The sequence below is a fragment of the Treponema sp. Marseille-Q3903 genome, assembly GCF_014334335.1.
In the GTDB taxonomy this organism is placed as follows: Bacteria; Spirochaetota; Spirochaetia; order Treponematales; family Treponemataceae; genus Treponema_D.
On record NZ_JACSEU010000001.1, the window covers coordinates 2,176,304 to 2,192,188 of the forward strand.

19 protein-coding genes are annotated in these 15,885 nt (G+C 35.4%); 16 read left to right on the forward strand and 3 right to left on the reverse strand.

From position 1 onward, the window contains the following. The first annotated feature begins 8 nt into the window (after positions 1–8). The 16 genes from H9I37_RS09880 to H9I37_RS09955 all read left to right on the forward strand — a co-directional run bounded on the left by H9I37_RS09880 (position 9) and on the right by H9I37_RS09955 (position 13,719). Positions 9–251: an acyl carrier protein gene (locus H9I37_RS09880; RefSeq protein ID WP_187382456.1), complete on the forward strand. Its 243-nt coding sequence runs from the start codon at positions 9–11 to the stop codon at positions 249–251. Further along, positions 251–1,669, forward strand: a complete 1,419-nt coding sequence (locus tag H9I37_RS09885; RefSeq protein ID WP_222864205.1) for an AMP-binding protein — start codon at positions 251–253, stop codon at positions 1,667–1,669. The genes H9I37_RS09880 and H9I37_RS09885 overlap by 1 nt, the downstream gene beginning before the upstream one ends. Continuing rightward, complete coding sequence (locus H9I37_RS09890; protein ID WP_187382457.1) at positions 1,659–2,372, forward strand: thioesterase II family protein; 714 nt, start codon at positions 1,659–1,661, stop codon at positions 2,370–2,372. The genes H9I37_RS09885 and H9I37_RS09890 overlap by 11 nt, the downstream gene beginning before the upstream one ends. After that, complete coding sequence (locus H9I37_RS09895; protein WP_187382458.1) at positions 2,362–3,450, forward strand: LuxE/PaaK family acyltransferase; 1,089 nt, start codon at positions 2,362–2,364, stop codon at positions 3,448–3,450. The genes H9I37_RS09890 and H9I37_RS09895 overlap by 11 nt, the downstream gene beginning before the upstream one ends. Then, positions 3,434–4,621, forward strand: a complete 1,188-nt coding sequence (locus tag H9I37_RS09900; protein WP_187382459.1) for an acyl-CoA reductase — start codon at positions 3,434–3,436, stop codon at positions 4,619–4,621. Before H9I37_RS09895 ends, H9I37_RS09900 begins: the two co-directional genes overlap by 17 nt. Continuing rightward, a complete protein-coding gene (locus H9I37_RS09905) occupies positions 4,618–5,367 on the forward strand; it encodes an SDR family NAD(P)-dependent oxidoreductase (RefSeq protein WP_222864206.1) in 750 nt (249 codons plus the stop codon). The genes H9I37_RS09900 and H9I37_RS09905 overlap by 4 nt, the downstream gene beginning before the upstream one ends. Beyond that, positions 5,368–6,198: a transketolase gene (locus tag H9I37_RS09910; RefSeq protein WP_187382460.1), complete on the forward strand. Its 831-nt coding sequence runs from the start codon at positions 5,368–5,370 to the stop codon at positions 6,196–6,198. Further along, the gene (locus tag H9I37_RS09915) at positions 6,195–7,247 is read left to right on the forward strand and encodes a transketolase family protein (protein ID WP_187382461.1); all 1,053 of its coding nucleotides are present in this window, start codon (positions 6,195–6,197) and stop codon (positions 7,245–7,247) included. The genes H9I37_RS09910 and H9I37_RS09915 overlap by 4 nt, the downstream gene beginning before the upstream one ends. Further along, on the forward strand, positions 7,237–7,992 hold the full coding sequence (locus tag H9I37_RS09920) for an SDR family NAD(P)-dependent oxidoreductase (protein ID WP_187382462.1): 756 nt from the start codon (positions 7,237–7,239) through the stop codon (positions 7,990–7,992). The genes H9I37_RS09915 and H9I37_RS09920 overlap by 11 nt, the downstream gene beginning before the upstream one ends. 118 nt (positions 7,993–8,110) lie before the next feature. Then, positions 8,111–8,647: a GNAT family N-acetyltransferase gene (locus tag H9I37_RS09925; RefSeq protein WP_187382463.1), complete on the forward strand. Its 537-nt coding sequence runs from the start codon at positions 8,111–8,113 to the stop codon at positions 8,645–8,647. A 2-nt stretch (positions 8,648–8,649) separates the two neighbouring features. Further along, positions 8,650–9,807 (forward strand): dTDP-glucose 4,6-dehydratase, encoded by a 1,158-nt coding sequence (rfbB, locus tag H9I37_RS09930; RefSeq protein WP_187382464.1) that lies wholly within the window; start codon positions 8,650–8,652, stop codon positions 9,805–9,807. Between the two features lies 1 nt (position 9,808). Continuing rightward, on the forward strand, positions 9,809–10,681 hold the full coding sequence (gene rfbA, locus H9I37_RS09935; RefSeq protein ID WP_187382465.1) for a glucose-1-phosphate thymidylyltransferase RfbA: 873 nt from the start codon (positions 9,809–9,811) through the stop codon (positions 10,679–10,681). A gap of 13 nt (positions 10,682–10,694) precedes the next feature. Continuing rightward, the gene (gene rfbC, locus H9I37_RS09940) at positions 10,695–11,294 is read left to right on the forward strand and encodes a dTDP-4-dehydrorhamnose 3,5-epimerase (protein WP_187382466.1); all 600 of its coding nucleotides are present in this window, start codon (positions 10,695–10,697) and stop codon (positions 11,292–11,294) included. 21 nt (positions 11,295–11,315) lie between these two features. Continuing rightward, positions 11,316–11,981 (forward strand): sugar transferase, encoded by a 666-nt coding sequence (locus H9I37_RS09945; RefSeq protein ID WP_187382467.1) that lies wholly within the window; start codon positions 11,316–11,318, stop codon positions 11,979–11,981. A 14-nt stretch (positions 11,982–11,995) separates the two neighbouring features. Beyond that, the gene (locus H9I37_RS09950) at positions 11,996–13,201 is read left to right on the forward strand and encodes a UDP-N-acetylglucosamine 4,6-dehydratase (RefSeq protein WP_187382468.1); all 1,206 of its coding nucleotides are present in this window, start codon (positions 11,996–11,998) and stop codon (positions 13,199–13,201) included. Positions 13,202–13,545: 344 nt separating this feature from the next. Next, complete coding sequence (locus tag H9I37_RS09955; RefSeq protein ID WP_187382469.1) at positions 13,546–13,719, forward strand: hypothetical protein; 174 nt, start codon at positions 13,546–13,548, stop codon at positions 13,717–13,719. Positions 13,720–13,826: 107 nt separating this feature from the next. Here the strand turns inward: H9I37_RS09955 and H9I37_RS09960 are convergent, their stop codons facing one another. From H9I37_RS09960 to H9I37_RS09970, 3 genes are all read right to left on the reverse strand, one after another. After that, positions 13,827–14,366, reverse strand: a complete 540-nt coding sequence (locus tag H9I37_RS09960) for a winged helix-turn-helix transcriptional regulator (protein WP_187382470.1) — start codon at positions 14,364–14,366, stop codon at positions 13,827–13,829. A 463-nt stretch (positions 14,367–14,829) separates the two neighbouring features. Next, positions 14,830–14,991 (reverse strand): hypothetical protein, encoded by a 162-nt coding sequence (locus H9I37_RS09965; protein WP_187382471.1) that lies wholly within the window; start codon positions 14,989–14,991, stop codon positions 14,830–14,832. 518 nt (positions 14,992–15,509) lie between these two features. After that, positions 15,510–15,704, reverse strand: coding sequence for an IS3 family transposase (locus H9I37_RS09970; protein WP_187382472.1), 195 nt, complete (start codon positions 15,702–15,704; stop codon positions 15,510–15,512). Positions 15,705–15,885 lie beyond the last annotated feature (181 nt).

Genomic DNA, 15,885 nt, shown 5'->3' on the forward strand with positions numbered 1-15,885 from the left:
TAACAGTTATGAGTAATTTGGAAAAATACAATAGTGTATTTATTGAAACATTTAAGATTAATGAAAGCGACCTTGCTAATCTTAAGTATCAGGACATTTCAGCCTGGGATTCTGTCGGTCACATGGGACTTGTTGCTGCACTTGAAGATGCTTTTGATATTATGTTAGATACAACTGATATTATTGATTTAAGTTCTTATGCAAAAGGTAAAGAAATTTTGTCTAAACCTGATTACGGAGTAGAATTCTAATGCAAAAGATTTGGAATCTTGAACAATTTAAAGAAAAAATAGCCATCAAAGATGAATTTGGAAAGACTGTAACCTATAATGAGTTAAACTCTGAATCCAAAAAACTGGCAGAAAAAGTTAGTTCTCGCTGTCTGGTATTTTCTCTTTGCAGAAATGAGATAGGTTCCATTCTTGGGTACGTTTCTTTTATTCAAAATGAAATTGTACCTATTCTATTAAACAGTCATTTAGAGGAAAACTTGCTTAACAGTCTTTTGGAAACTTACAAACCTGCATATTTATGGATTCCGAAAGACCAGAAAGAGCAATTCTCTACAATGACAGTTATTTATGAAGCTTTCAATTATATACTTATCGATACTGGATATGGTATAAAATATAAGCTTTACGATGAACTGGCATTGCTTCTTACTACGTCTGGTTCAACAGGTTCTCCAAAATTAGTACGACAATCTTATGAAAACATTCTTGATAACGCAAAATCTATCATACAATACCTGGAACTTGATGAAACAGAACGCCCAATCACAACTTTACCAATGAACTATACTTATGGGTTATCTATTATAAACAGTCATTTACTGGTTGGAGCAACTATTCTTGTAACAGATAAAGGTATTATGCAAAAAGAGTTTTGGGAATTCTTTAAGGCATCAGAAGCAACATCATTTGGTGGTGTGCCTTATACTTATGAAATGTTAGATCGGCTTCGTTTTTACAGGATGAATTTACCAAGTCTTCGTACAATTACACAAGCTGGAGGAAAAATTCTTCCTGAGCTTCACGAAAAATTTGCTAATTATGCAAAAGACAATGGTAAAAAATTTGTTGTAATGTACGGGCAGTGTGAGGCAACTGCACGCATGGGATATCTTCCTCCTGAAAAAGCAGTTGAAAAGAAAGGTGCGATGGGAATTGTAATACCGGGCGGAAAGTTTAAGTTAATTGCTGCTGATGGCAGTGAAATTACAGCGCCTCATACAACTGGCGAACTTGTTTATGAAGGAAAGAATGTAACGCTTGGTTATGCAGAATGCTCAGAGGATCTTTCTAAAGGTGATGAACGCAATGGAATTCTTGAAACCGGGGATATGGCTCAGTTTGATGAAGACGGCTATTACTATGTTGTAGGCCGAAAGAAAAGATTTTTGAAAATATACGGAAATCGTGTAAATCTTGATGAAGTTGATAGACTTATAAAGGAATCATTTAATGCTGATGCAGCAAGCACTGGTGTTGATGATCATATGTACATTTTTGTTACAGATAATAATTTAGCAGAACCTGTAAAAGATTTTATTGTAAATAAGACAAAACTTAATCCTGCAGCTTTTAAGGTTTTTGTAATTGATAATATTCCAAAAAATGATTCTGGTAAGATTCTATATAATGAATTGAAAAAATACTATGCAGAATAAAACACAGTTATTTTGTTTTACATATGCAGGTGGTACTGCATCTTTTTTTGATAGTATAGAAAAATATCTAGATAATGTGGAAGTAATTCCACTTGAATATGCAGGTCATGGCAATAGATTTAAAGAACCTTTTTACAAGAATTTTAATGAACTTGCTGATGATTTATATAATAATTTAATAAATAACTACAAAGGGGGTACGTACGCATTATTTGGATACAGCATGGGAACAATAAGTGTTGTTGAAGTTTTAAAGAGAATAATTGACAGAGAAAATATTAAACTTCCTGATTTTATTTTTCTTGCTGCACATGAACCTTATACAAAAACTGTTATAAAGAACTTTTCTGAATCTGAAATGGATGATTTCGTAAAAGAACGGACTATCAGTTTTGGTGGTGTACCAGAAAAATTAATTAACAATAAGAGTTTTTGGCGAATGTACTTACCTATATACAGAGCCGATTATTATATTATTCATAAATACAATTTTGAAGATTTAAAACTTAAATCTCTTATTCCTGCTGTAGTTTTTTATTCAGAAAATGATACACCTTTTGATAAAATGAAATATTGGAATAAATATTTTACAGAAAAGTGTGAGTATCATGAATTTGATGGTACTCATTTTTTTATGAAAGAACACTATTGCGATATAGCAAATATAATAAAGGAAAAGATAGGGGCAATAAATGACGTTTGATGAAATTCTAAATATTCCTCCTTATTCATTAGATGAAGAGGAAAAAGCTAAACTGCTGACAGAAAGACTCACCGGATTGACAAGATTGCATCAGGAAAAATGTCCTGAATACAAAAAAATGTTGAATGCAATTAATTATGATGAGAAAAATGTTAAATCTTACAAAGATCTGCCATTTTTACCAGTAAGATTGTTCAAGGATATGGAACTAAAGTCTGTAAACAATGATGAAATTGTAAAAACAATGACTTCATCAGGAACTACGGGACAAGCTGTAAGTAAGATTTACCTTGACAGGACAACTTCTGCTAATCAACAGAAAACTATGGTAAAGATTGTTTCTGAATTTACTGGCTCTGCAAGAATGCCAATGATTATCATTGACTGCCCTGGTGTTATAAAAGACAGAGCTATGTTTTCTGCACGAGGTGCCGGAATCTTAGGTTTTTCTATTTTTGGTGCTAAAAAGATTTATGCTCTTAATGATGAAATGAAGCTTGATGTAGAAGCATTAAAAGATTTTTTGGAAACATACAAAGGACAAAAAATTCTTTTATTTGGTTTTACTTTCATGATTTGGCAGCATTTTTACAAAGAATTATTACGGCTCAAAGATGAAAGTATAACTTTTGACCTTTCTAATGGAGTCTTAATTCATGGAGGTGGCTGGAAAAAGTTAATCTCTGAGGCTGTAAGTCATGATGAATTTCATAAGAGACTTAACGATGTATGTGGACTTCATGATATTCATGATTATTACGGCATGGTTGAACAGACTGGCTGTATTTATATGGAATGTGAATGCGGGCATTTACATTCCTCTAATTTTTCTGATGTTATAATAAGAAGACCTATAGATTATTCTGAAGCAGATATTGGCGAAACAGGAGTAATTCAAGTTGTCTCAACAATCCCAGAATCGTATCCGGGACACAGTTTGCTTACAGAAGATGAAGGTCTAATTGAAGGAATTGATGATTGTCCATGTGGTCGAAAAGGAAAATACTTTAAGATTCACGGAAGATTAAAAAATGCTGAAATAAGGGGATGCAGTGATACCTATGCAACTAAGTTTTAATGAATTACAGTATGTAGTTGGTTCGCCAGAAGTGGTTGAACAGATGAATAATGCAAAAGTGCTTCGTCCATTTGATGATGAAGTTATTGCTTTTTTAAATGATTTATCAGCTATCCTTAGAGTAAATAGAGAATATTCTGATGTTGCAACTTTTGGATTTTGGTGTAGAAAAGCTGCTCTTTTGAAAGAAAAAGAAAAATATGATGACGTAATGGAAAGATTCGGAAAAGGAATTGTTTTTCATAGTACACCATCAAATGTACCTGTTAATTTTGCATTCAGTTTTGCTGCTGGTTTACTTGCTGGAAATGCCAATCTTGTACGCTTACCAGGAAAGCCATTTGAACAGGTTACAATTATTTGCAATGCTATTAATGAACTTCTTGCTGATAAACACAAGAATATGATTCCATACATTGTGTTTGTAAAGTTTCCACCTGTAAAAGAAATAACAGATACATTTTCAGCACTTTGTAATGTAAGAGTTATCTGGGGGGGTGATATGACTGTTGCGGAATTAAGGCAGTCTAAAATACCTGCAAGAACAACAGAAATAACTTTTGCTGATCGACATTCAATTGCTGTTGTAAATGCAGATGCATTCTTAACCGCTGATAATAAAGATGATGTTATTCAGAATTTCTATAATGATACTTATTTCTCTGACCAGAATGCATGTACATCGCCAAGAATTATTTTCTGGATTGGTGAAAAAAAAGCAGAAGCTAAAACTGATTTCTGGAACCGTGTTCATGAACTAGTAAAGAGTAAATATTCATTGGCATCAGTGCAGTCTGTAGGTAAACTTACTGCTATGTATTCTGTTGCGGCAAAGAAAGATGTAAAAGTAGTAGAAAGTAATGATATGTTCATTACAAGAATTAATGTTGATTCTATTGACAAGGACTTGATGAACTATAAGTACAATAGCGGTTTTTATTTTGAGAAGGATATTAATTCTCTTAATGAAATTGTTAATGTTTGTGATGTCAGATGTCAGACCTTAACATACTTTGGTGTAAAAGAAGAAGAGTTTAGAAAATTCCTTGAAGAAGCCAGACCTTTTGGAATTGATAGAATTGTACCAATGGGAAAGTCTATGGACTTTACTTTGATTTGGGATGGTTATGACTTGATAAGACAGATGTCAAGGAGAGTTAATATAATATGATGGATATCTTAAAAGGTAAAAATGCAGTTATTACAGGTTCAAGACGCGGTATTGGTAGAGCTATTGTTGAAGCTTTTGCTAATCAAGGAGCAAATATTTGGGCTTGTGCTAGAAAGCAGGATGAAGCATTTATTAAAGACATGAAGAATATCGCTGAAAAGAATAATGTACAAATTTGGCCTATTTTCTTTGATGTTACAAATGAAACTGAATTAAAAAACGCAATTCAATCAATACGCTCTCATAAATTACCAGTTGATGTTCTTGTTAATGTCGCAGGAATTGCAGATGACAGCACAAGTTTTCAGATGACACAAATGGATAAAATGAAACATGTGTTTGATGTAAACTTTTTTGCAGTAACCATGCTAACCCAATATGTATCTAGAATTATGACCAGACAAAATGGAGGAAGTATTATCAATATTTCTTCTATAGCTGGACTTGATGGAACACCCGCTCAATATGAATATGCTGCAAGTAAAGCTGCTATTTTGGGAGGAACAAAGAATCTGGCACGTGAATTTGCCCCTTTTAATATTCGTGTAAATTGCATTGCTCCTGGAATTATTGAAACAGATATGGGAGCACAAATTGATGAACAATTAAAAACAGAGATATTATCAAAAGTTATAATGAAAAGAATGGGAAAACCGGAAGAAGTTGCAAATGTTTCTGCGTTCCTTGCAAGTGATATGGCAAGTTATATGACAGGTCAAATAATTAGAGTCGATGGAGGTATCTAAATGGCAAATAAAGATTTGATTTCTAAATGCACAAATGCTTCTAAGCGTATACGACGCCAGATAATAGAAATGACTTATGCTACAGGAAATACCGGTGCACATCTGGGAGGAAGTCTTTCGATTGTTGAACTTCTTGCTGGATTATACGCTGGTATTATTAAATTTAAGCCTGATGAACCTAATTGGGAAGGTAGAGATAGAGTTATCTTAAGCAAGGGACATGCAGCCATGGCTCTTTATCCGGCTATGGTCGAAGCTAATATAATTTCTGAATCAGAATTATCAACTTTTAAGCAAGACGGAAGTAAACTTGGTGGTCATCCATCTCTTAACGGTTTGCCAGGAATAGAGTTTGCAAGTGGCAGTCTGGGACAGGGGCTTTCATTAGGAACTGGAACTTGTTTAGCCTTAAAAAGAAAGGATAATAATGATTCCCGTTCTTTTGTTTTCCTTGGTGATGGAGAATGTGACGAAGGCTCTGTATGGGAAGCTGCCGCTAGTGCTGCCCATTACAAGTTAGACAACCTTGTTGCAATAGTAGATATGAATGCTATTCAATATGATGGTTATACAACAGAAGTCTTAGATATGTCTCCTTTTGAAAAAAAATGGAAAGATTTTGGATGGGATGTACTTTCAATTGACGGGCATAATATTGAAGAAATCCTTGATGCTTATACTCATAGAACAGATAAACCTTTAGCAATTCTTGCGCATACAATAAAAGGCAAGGGTATTTCTTTTATGGAAAATAACTGGAAATACCATAATTCAAATCTTTCAAAAGAGTTGTATGAAAAAGCTGTATCTGAACTGGAGGCTGCTGTATGATTGAATTTGATAAAAGAAATATTAGAACATGGTCTCTTCTTGGCCCAAGTGGAGCGCATGGTACTGCAGCAATGGAACTCGCAGAAACAAATCCAAATGTTTTAATGCTTACAGCAGATTTATGTTTTTTTTCTGGACTTGAACGTTTTAAAAATGCATACCCAGATAGAATTTATAATACAGGTATTGCAGAACAGAATATGATTGGTATTGCAGCAGGTTTAGCAAAAGAAGGTTTTATTCCATTCGCAAATACATACGCAAGTTTCTGTGCTTCAAGATGTGCAGATCAAGTTCGTGTAAATATGTCATATATGAAACTACCAATCAAGTTAATTGGACTTACAGCGGGATATGGTGCAGGAATCCTTGGAGCAACACATGTTAGTATTGAGGATATTGCACTCATGCGTGCACTACCAAATATCACAGTAATCTCGCCTGCAGATTGTACCGAAATAATAAAGGCGATTATTGCATCTTCAAAAACTCCAGATCCAACATATATCAGACTTACTGGACCTATGAATACTCCAATTGTCTATAAAGAAGATTATAATTTTGAAATTGGAAAGGCAGTAACATTGAAAGAAGGCGAAGATGTTGCAATCATAGCAACAGGTTCTATGGTGGCACAGTCTCTTATAGTGGCAAAACTTTTAGAAGATGATGATATTTCATGTTCTGTAATTAACATGCATACTATTAAGCCTTTGGATGTTGATGCAATTATGCATGCAAATAAAAAGCATAAATTAATTGTAACTGCAGAGGAACATAGTGTAATTGGTGGATTATACAGTGCAGTTGCTGAATGCCTTTGCAAGGAAGGTTTACATAAACCTATTATTTCTATTGGAATTAATGATATATTTGTGCATGCCGGAAGTTATAAATATCAAATGAACGAAAGTGGCTTAGAACCAAACATAATTAAGGAGAAAATTATGAACAACTTGTCAAACGTACAGTCAGGGGGGGGCAATAGAATAGTATATATTTCTTGCCTTTCAAATTCAGTGCAGGAGGGATATAACTATGCTGCATAAAGGTTTATTGGAAGGCAAGGTTGCTCTTGTGACAGGAGCTGGAAAAGGAATTGGTAATAAAACTGTAGAACGTTTTGCAGAAGAAGGTGCTGTTGTTTATGCTACAGATATTGCAGAAAGCAGTCTTGATTCTTTTGCACAAGAAACAGGAAAACGTTTTGATACTCAGATAATCCCAATTTATTTTGATATCACTGATGAGAGCGAAGCAAAGAAAGCAATACTTAAAATAAAGAATGAATCTGGACACCTTGATATACTTGTTAATAATGCTGGAATCATGCGTGATAATGTTATAGGTATGATTGGACAGCAACTTATAGAAGATGTTTTCAAAATTAATGTTTTTTCAGTTATTAATATGATACAACTTGCAAATAAGTTAATGGGAAGACAGAAATCTGGTTCTATTATAAACATTTCAAGTATTGTTGGAGTTGAAGGAGCTGCTGGACAACTTGTATATTCCGCTTCAAAAGGTGCTGTTGCTTCATTAACTAAGGCAGCAGCTAAAGAATTAGCTCCAAACGGCATTAGAGTAAATGCTGTCGCCCCGGGTCTTATAAACACAGGTTTGTTACAAGCAATTGGTGATATAAAAATCCAGGAAAACCTCAAAAATGTAAAAATTGGCAGACTTGGCGAACCTTTAGATGTAGCAAATGTTATTCTGTTTCTTGCTTCAGATTTATCATCTTATGTAACCGGAGAAGTAATTGGAATAGACGGTGAGATGCAAGTATAAAGAAAGCGTTATACTTGATAAAAAATATTTCATAAAGTAAAATCTTCATATAATGAGTATTTATAAATAGTAAATACTCATTGTAAATTTAAGAATGAAAAAATTAGGAGGAAAGTGTATGCGTATTGTTTTGAGACCCATAAAGCTAGAAGATGGTGCAAAAATTGTAAAATGGCGAAATACACCAAGCGTAAGAGCACATTGTCTTAATCAAAATCCTATTACACTTGAGTCTAACGAAGAATTCTTTCACAAAAATATAGAAACAGGAATATACCAGCAGTTTATTGTTGAACGCGATATGGAAGATTATGGAGTTGCGTTTTATCCAATTGCTACTGTGTACCTAAAAGATATTGACCATACAAACAATCGCTGTGAATTATGTATTTTTACAAGTGACGATGAAGAGTGGAATACTGAAAGTCAGGCAATTGCTATAAGAATGCTTTTGGATAAGGTGTTCAACGAATTAAATATGCATAAAGTTTATTCTTATGTTTTTTATAAATTCCTTGATGAAGCAAGTTTACTGGAAAAAGCAGGATTTACTAAAGAAACAATTTTAGGCAAAGAAGCTGTAAATGCTGATGGTGAATATGAAGATATTGTACGATTTGCCATTACATATGAAGAATGGAGAAAACAAAAATAACGATGTCTAGAAAATTTCACAATATTTTAATCACTGGAGGAGCCGGATTCATCGGGTCCAATTTTATCCATTATCTTTTTGGTATGTCTTCTGTAGAAAGCAATCTTTTTAATGACGCAAACTTTGACGGAATCGTTGTAAACGCAGACTGTCTTACATATGCAGGAAATCTTGAAAGTCTTAAGGATGTAGATGAAAAGTATGGAAGTGGGGTAGTTTCGACAGGCTCAACCACTGCAAAACAGAGATATTTCTTTGAAAAAGTTGACATTTGCGACCGCCCTCAGGTTGAGCGGATATTTAAACAGTATGATATTGACACTGTAATTCACTTTGCTGCAGAAAGTCACGTAGACCGCTCTATTCTTGGTCCTGAAGCATTTATGAAGACTAATGTAATGGGAACATTTACTCTTCTTGATGTTGCAAAAAACTACTGGAAGAAAGAAGACGATTCAATCCGCGATGACGTGCTTTTCCATCATATTTCAACTGATGAGGTTTATGGTTCTTTGGACGAGACAGGTTATTTCCGCGAGGACACACCTTATGATCCTCGTTCACCCTATTCTTCATCAAAAGCTTCGTCAGACCACGTTGTAATGGCTTATTTCCATACATACGGACTTCCAATTACTTTGAGTAACTGTACAAACAACTATGGTCCGTATCAGTTCCCTGAAAAACTGCTTCCTTTGATGATTTCTAACATCCGCGACGGAAAGAGCCTTCCTGTTTATGGTAAGGGCGAAAACATCCGTGACTGGATTTATGTTGAAGACCACAACCGAGCTGTATGGCTCATTGTAAATAAGGGTGTTACAGGAGAAAAATACAACATCGGTGGTGAAAATGAATGGCAGAATATCAAACTGCTGCATAAGGTAATTGAACTCACTGCCACTCAGATCGGAAAATCAATTGAAGATGTTGAAAAGACAATTACTTACGTAAAAGACCGTCCTGGACACGACAAGCGTTACGCCATCGACTGTACAAAGATTAAAACTCATCTCGGCTGGGAACGCAAAATGACTTTTGAAGAAGGCTTGCAGGAAACTGTAAAGTGGTATTTGAAGAACAGCGATTGGATCAACCACATTTTAAGTGGCGATTACAAAAACTGGATCAGCAAAAATTATACAGAACAGGGAAGATAATATGAAAGGAATTATACTTGCCGGTGGAGCTGGCACCCGTCTTTATCCTATAACAAAAGCAGTCTCAAAGCAGATTCTTCCGCTTTATGACAAGCCGATGATTTATTATCCTCTTTCATGTCTCATGCTTGCAGGAATCCGCGAGATTTTGATTATTTCGACTCCGCGTGACATCAGCTGTTTTAAGGAACTTTTTGGCGACGGCGCATGGATTGGAATGAAGTTTGAATATGCTGTTCAGGATAAGCCTCGTGGACTTGCAGATGCCTTTATAATTGGAAAAGAGTTCATTGGAAATGACAGTGTTGCCCTCGTTCTTGGCGATAATATTTTCTACGGTCAGAGGTTTACTTCTACCTTGCGCAGTACTCGTGAAAAAGTAGAAAGAGGAAACGGCAGCGTAATTTTTGGTTACTTTGTAAAAGAACCTGCAGCATACGGTGTAGTAGAGTTTGACAAGGACGGAAAAGTTCTTGGAATTGAAGAAAAACCTGCAAATCCAAAATCAAATTACGCAGTTCCTGGTCTTTACTTTTACAGCAATGCAGTAGTTGATATTGCAGCAAACGTAAAACCAAGTGCACGCGGTGAAATCGAAATTACTTCAATCAATAACGAATATCTGAACCGTGGTGAACTTTCTGTAGAGCTTCTTGGTCGTGGTATGGCATGGCTTGATACAGGAACTTATGATGGTCTTCTTGAAGCAAGCAACTTTATTGCAACTATTCAGAAGCGTCAGGGAATGTATGTAAGCTGTATAGAAGAAATTGCATTCCACAACGGCTGGCTTACAAAAGAACAGCTTCTTGAGATTGCAAAGGGCTATAAAACTGATTATGGTCGATATCTTGAATATATTTCAGAAAACTAGGAGTTATAGGAAAATGGCATTTAAATTCAAAAAATGCGAACTTGCAAATGGAACAGAAATAAAAGGTCTTTATGAAATACAGCCAAAGCTTTTTGGTGATGCAAGAGGTTATTTTTTGGAAACATATAGTGAACATGAGTTTTTTACAAATGGATTAACAATGAGATTTATACAAGATAATCAATCAAAATCGTCAAAAGGTGTTTTAAGAGGTCTGCACTTTCAGACTAAACATCCACAGGGAAAGCTTGTACGTGCTTTGGAAGGAAAGGTATACGACGTTGCCGTAGACCTTCGAAAAGGTTCAGAAACTTTTGGAAAATATTATGGCGTTATCTTGGATTCAGAGAAACAGAATATGTTTTATATTCCGGAAGGCTTTGCTCATGGCTTTTATGTACTTTCTGATGAAGCTATATTTGCCTATAAATGCACTGACTTTTATGACCCATCTGGAGAAGGTGGATTGATGTGGAATGATCCAATAATTGGAATTGACTGGAAGGCTGTTGCTCCTGATGCAAATCCATTGTTAAGTGATAAGGATGGTAAACATCCGAAATTTAATCCAGAAGGAAAGTATTTTGATATTAATGGAGAATGGAATGAATAAATCATTCTATAACAGGAAGGTATGACACGTTTTTTTGATATTTTATTTTCTGGATTAGCAATAATTATTCTCTTACCGTTTATGATTCCAATTATGATTGGATTAAAATTAACTGGTGAGCATGACATTTTTTATGGCCAGACACGTATTGGTAAAGGTGGTAAAGAATTTAAAGTAATAAAGTTTGCAACCATGTTGCGTAATTCACCTAATATGACCGGTGGTTTATATACTACAAAAGATGACCCTCGTATTTTGCCTATGGGAAAGTTCCTTCGTAAAACAAAGATAAATGAACTTCCTCAGTTGATAAATATTTTTATCGGTCAAATGAGTGTTGTTGGATATCGTCCTACAGTAAAGGCTCATTATATGGCTTACCCTGAGTGGTGCAGAGATAAATTTAAGAATGCAAGACCAGGTTTAACAGGTTTGGCTTCCATTGCTTTCCGCGATGAGGAGAATATACTTTCTTCTATGCAAGATCCTGACACCTTCCATCAGAATATAATTCAACCATATAAGGGGCAGTTGGAAAGCTGGTACATTGATCACAAAAACATCTTTTTGTATTTCAAAATAATTTTTATGACAGCAGAGGCTGTGCTACACCCAAGTTCTAAAAAATGGCATATTGCTTTTAAAGGTTTACCAGAAATACCTGCTGAATTGAAAACATATATTTAATTAAGGATAAGAATATGTACGATAATATACTTTCACTTATTGGACGTTCAAAACCACTATTTGAATTTGACATTTTGAAAAATGATAACTTTTTACGAGAAGAAATAAAAAAATCTAATTTTCTTGTTATTGGTGGTGCTGGAACAATTGGTTCTGCAATCTGTCGTGAGCTTTTTGCTCGAAATCCAAAGGTACTCCATGTTGTTGATATAAATGAGAACAATATGGTAGAACTTGTACGCGATATCCGTTCATCAGTTGGGTACGGCGATGGAGAGTTCGCAACTTTCGCACTAGATTGTGGCAGTGAGATTTTCCGTGCGTTTATAAATGAGCAGAAAAAGCGTATCGGTGGCTATGATTATGTGTTCAATACCTCTGCATTGAAACATGTGCGTTCTGAAAAAGATCCTTATACGCTTATGCGTATGATAGACACAAATATCTTAAACACCGATTCCGCAATGCTTATGGCAAAAGAATGTGGCGCAAAAAAGTATTTCTGTGTTTCTACAGATAAGGCTGCAAATCCTGTTAATATGATGGGAGCCAGCAAACGAATTATGGAGTTCTTTTTGAACCGCCGCTCGGTAGAAATGCCGGTTAGCACTGCACGTTTTGCGAATGTTGCCTTCAGTGATGGTTCTCTGCTTTACGGCTTCAACCGCCGTCTGGACAAAAATCAGCCACTTTCGGCTCCGAATGATGTGCGTCGCTATTTCGTTACCCCAAAAGAAGCCGGTCAGCTTTGTGTTATGTCTTGTCTGCTCGGTGAAAACCGCGATGTGTTCTTCCCAAAGCTCGATTATGATTTGAATCTTGTTACTTTCAGCAGCATTGCAGAAAAATATCTGAAAAATCTTGGCTATGAGCCTGTGCAGTGTGCTACAGAAGATGAAGCAAGAAGCCGTGTTAACGAACTTAAGGCTCAGCACAAGTATCCAGTTTACTTCTTTAAGAGTGATACAACTGGAGAAAAGGACTTTGAAGAGTTCTATACAGATAAAGAAAGATTGGTAATGGATAAGTTTGAGTCGCTTGGAATTATTAAAAATCCGGTGGATTACGATGAAGAAAAGCTTGAGAGATTTACACAAACTATCGCCAGTCTTAAGCAAAAAGGTTCGTGGTCTCGTGGGGATCTTATTGACCTTTTCAACTGGATGATTCCAAACTTCAACCATAAGGAAACTGGTAAATTCCTTGATGGCAGGATGTGAACTAGAATAAAACTACTTGATAGATTGATGTTTACTAAGTTTATAAAACTCCGTTAGAAATGACGGAGTTCTTTTAATTTGAAAACAAATTCAGGCAACTATAATTTTTATCTTACTTATCTTCAATAATCCATTGTTGAAAATAAGTAAGAATACATCTTGATACAAAGTGTGATTTGAGCAGCTACCAGGAACTTTGGATTGTAGCCTAAAGCCTGATGGACTAGAGCTGATTTTTATGCCGTTGTGAAAGATGTTGAAAACTAACTTATTTTTTATGATGTACAAACTGAGGCTGAAATTGACCAGAGCGGCTTGGTGGAGATTCCAGGCAGAAGTCATATTTGATGATACCCGAACAGCCTGCGAGCATGCTGTTCGGATGTTTGTTTATAAAGCCGGAAGATAACGATATTCCGATGGATATTTGCCGAGAAGATAAAAACTTTATAGAAGATATTTCAGATGATGTGGATATTTTTAATCAGTGCAAAAGCTTTAATAATCTAGAGATTTGAGAAGAAGCTTTGAGGTTTGCGGTCTGTTGGGGAATTAAGAGGCGTATGAGTAACAGCATCCGATTCTAGGTGGGACTTGGTATAAAAGAGGAATAGCTTAAATAAGTTTAGAGAGTTTTTCCGGCGTTGATTACATTCAAAAGATTGAGGCAGCCTTTTGCTTCCAAAGACTTAATTACTTCTTCATCATTTAGTTCGCCGACTGCGCAGAAAGCATTCTGATCTATTGGCTCATCTATGCCTTTTTCCAGGAAGGTAATGTTGAGAATCTGACAGGCATAAACTAAAAGGAACTTGATGTAGCTTTTGCCATAAAGACAGAATGTGTTTTTGCCTTCGTCCTTAGCATCTGAAATCATTTTGCAAAGTTCATCTTTATAAATATTAGCAAGCTCGAAAGCGCATCTTGCAAACTGCTGTCTGTGGGCTGTGAGTTCTGCAATTCCTTCTGGTGTTATTGCATATGAAAGTTTTCTGAGGTTTACGTTACTAAGCATTATCCAGCCACGTTCTACGAATCGTTTGAGTACGGCGTTCATAAGACCTATGGACATTCCGGCATTTTCTGCAAGAAGTCTCTGGCTTGCAAGTGGTTCTTCTTCCAGAGTGTTTGCAATGTTTTGTAATGTTGCTACATCACTATTCATACTATTAATAACAATATCATTTTTCATATTTTTTTGCAAAGTTTAAGCAGATCCTTACATATTGAATATGTCTATTTTTCCTTTCTTTAATGATGGATATACTGTAAAGCAGAAATCATCTGATCTGCTCAGCTAGCTATCATCATAATCGTAGTCTACAAAATTGAGGTCTACGTCGTAAATGACATGAACATCTAGGATTCCATTCTTTTCGTCTTTTTCGAAAATGGTTTTTGAAATTTATTTTTCACTTAGCCGGAGCTTTTGTTTCAAATCCTGTGTGGCATAGGTTGTACAAATATAAAAAGGATTTTTTTTCTGCACCACAGAAGTCTAAGGTTTTCTTAAGTAACTTTTCTTCCAGACTTGAAGGAAGTAGTATAATCTGATCTTCTGTGTAATTGCCACATTGTGGTGTCTGGAGGAAGTCTGCCATTTCTTTGAGTTTGGGCTGGATTTTATCTTATGGAGCTGAACCTAATAGAATTCCTGCTTTTGATTGCTCAGACGTTTCTGTGTTGTTCATATCGTGAATATTATAGCACATTTTGCCTGGTATTGCAAAGAACTCATGTTTCCCCATGCCCCAAGTGTGCTTTAAGTAAAGATGTGTACTTAAGTACATAAAAAGTACACTTAATTATGTAACCCCCGAACTAGATTTGATAACAATAGAAATGCTCTGAATATATTTGATTGATTTTAAAAGAGCCTTTTATATTTTAAATTTTCTTTAGTACACTTCTTTAAAGAAAAAAAATATATTCATATAAGTATATTATAATATATAAACAGTAAATTAGTGTACTAAGTGTATTTTTGAACAAATGTAATTTTGCAATTTGTTATTTGAAATGAAACTTTCTTGATTGCCACACACTCCCCAGTGACTTTTGTAAATATGGCAGGTCAAGGCATGCTTCGTGGAGTCTGGACAAGATGATGTATACGAAAAAAAGTGACAGTTAAAAAAATGACTGGTGCCGATTTGGTGACACTTTTTATTTTAAAATTAGCTGTAACACATACATGAAACAGTTAAGGTGACAGATTTATTTTTCTATGCCCAGAACGGTTACAGATATTATAATTTCAAATAAGCTGATTCCTGTCAATCTTTTATGACCATCAGATATGTTCTTTTCAATTCTGTTCCAGAAACTGCACCGGTGACAATCTGCCGAGAGATTGCTTTGTTCTTTCATTGTTATAATATTCAATGAACGGAGCAATCTCAGCCATAACATCATCAATGGAAATCTGACTGCTTTTGAACTTTGATTTCCCGAACTTGTTGTAAGGGCATTCAGTCTTTATTACTCCGTTTTCACTTACCATGGCTGTATGAAAGACCGCTCTTTCTGGATTTATTTGAGCTGCGGAAAGATCCAATGTTTTTGCACAGCTCCTCGCCAAGATGTCCGGAAATTTCCGACGCTACGACTTCTCCGTCGAACAAGTCCTCAGTCAGGCTCAGGTACTTAACACATGCCTTGCCGTAAAGATATGTAATGTCCGA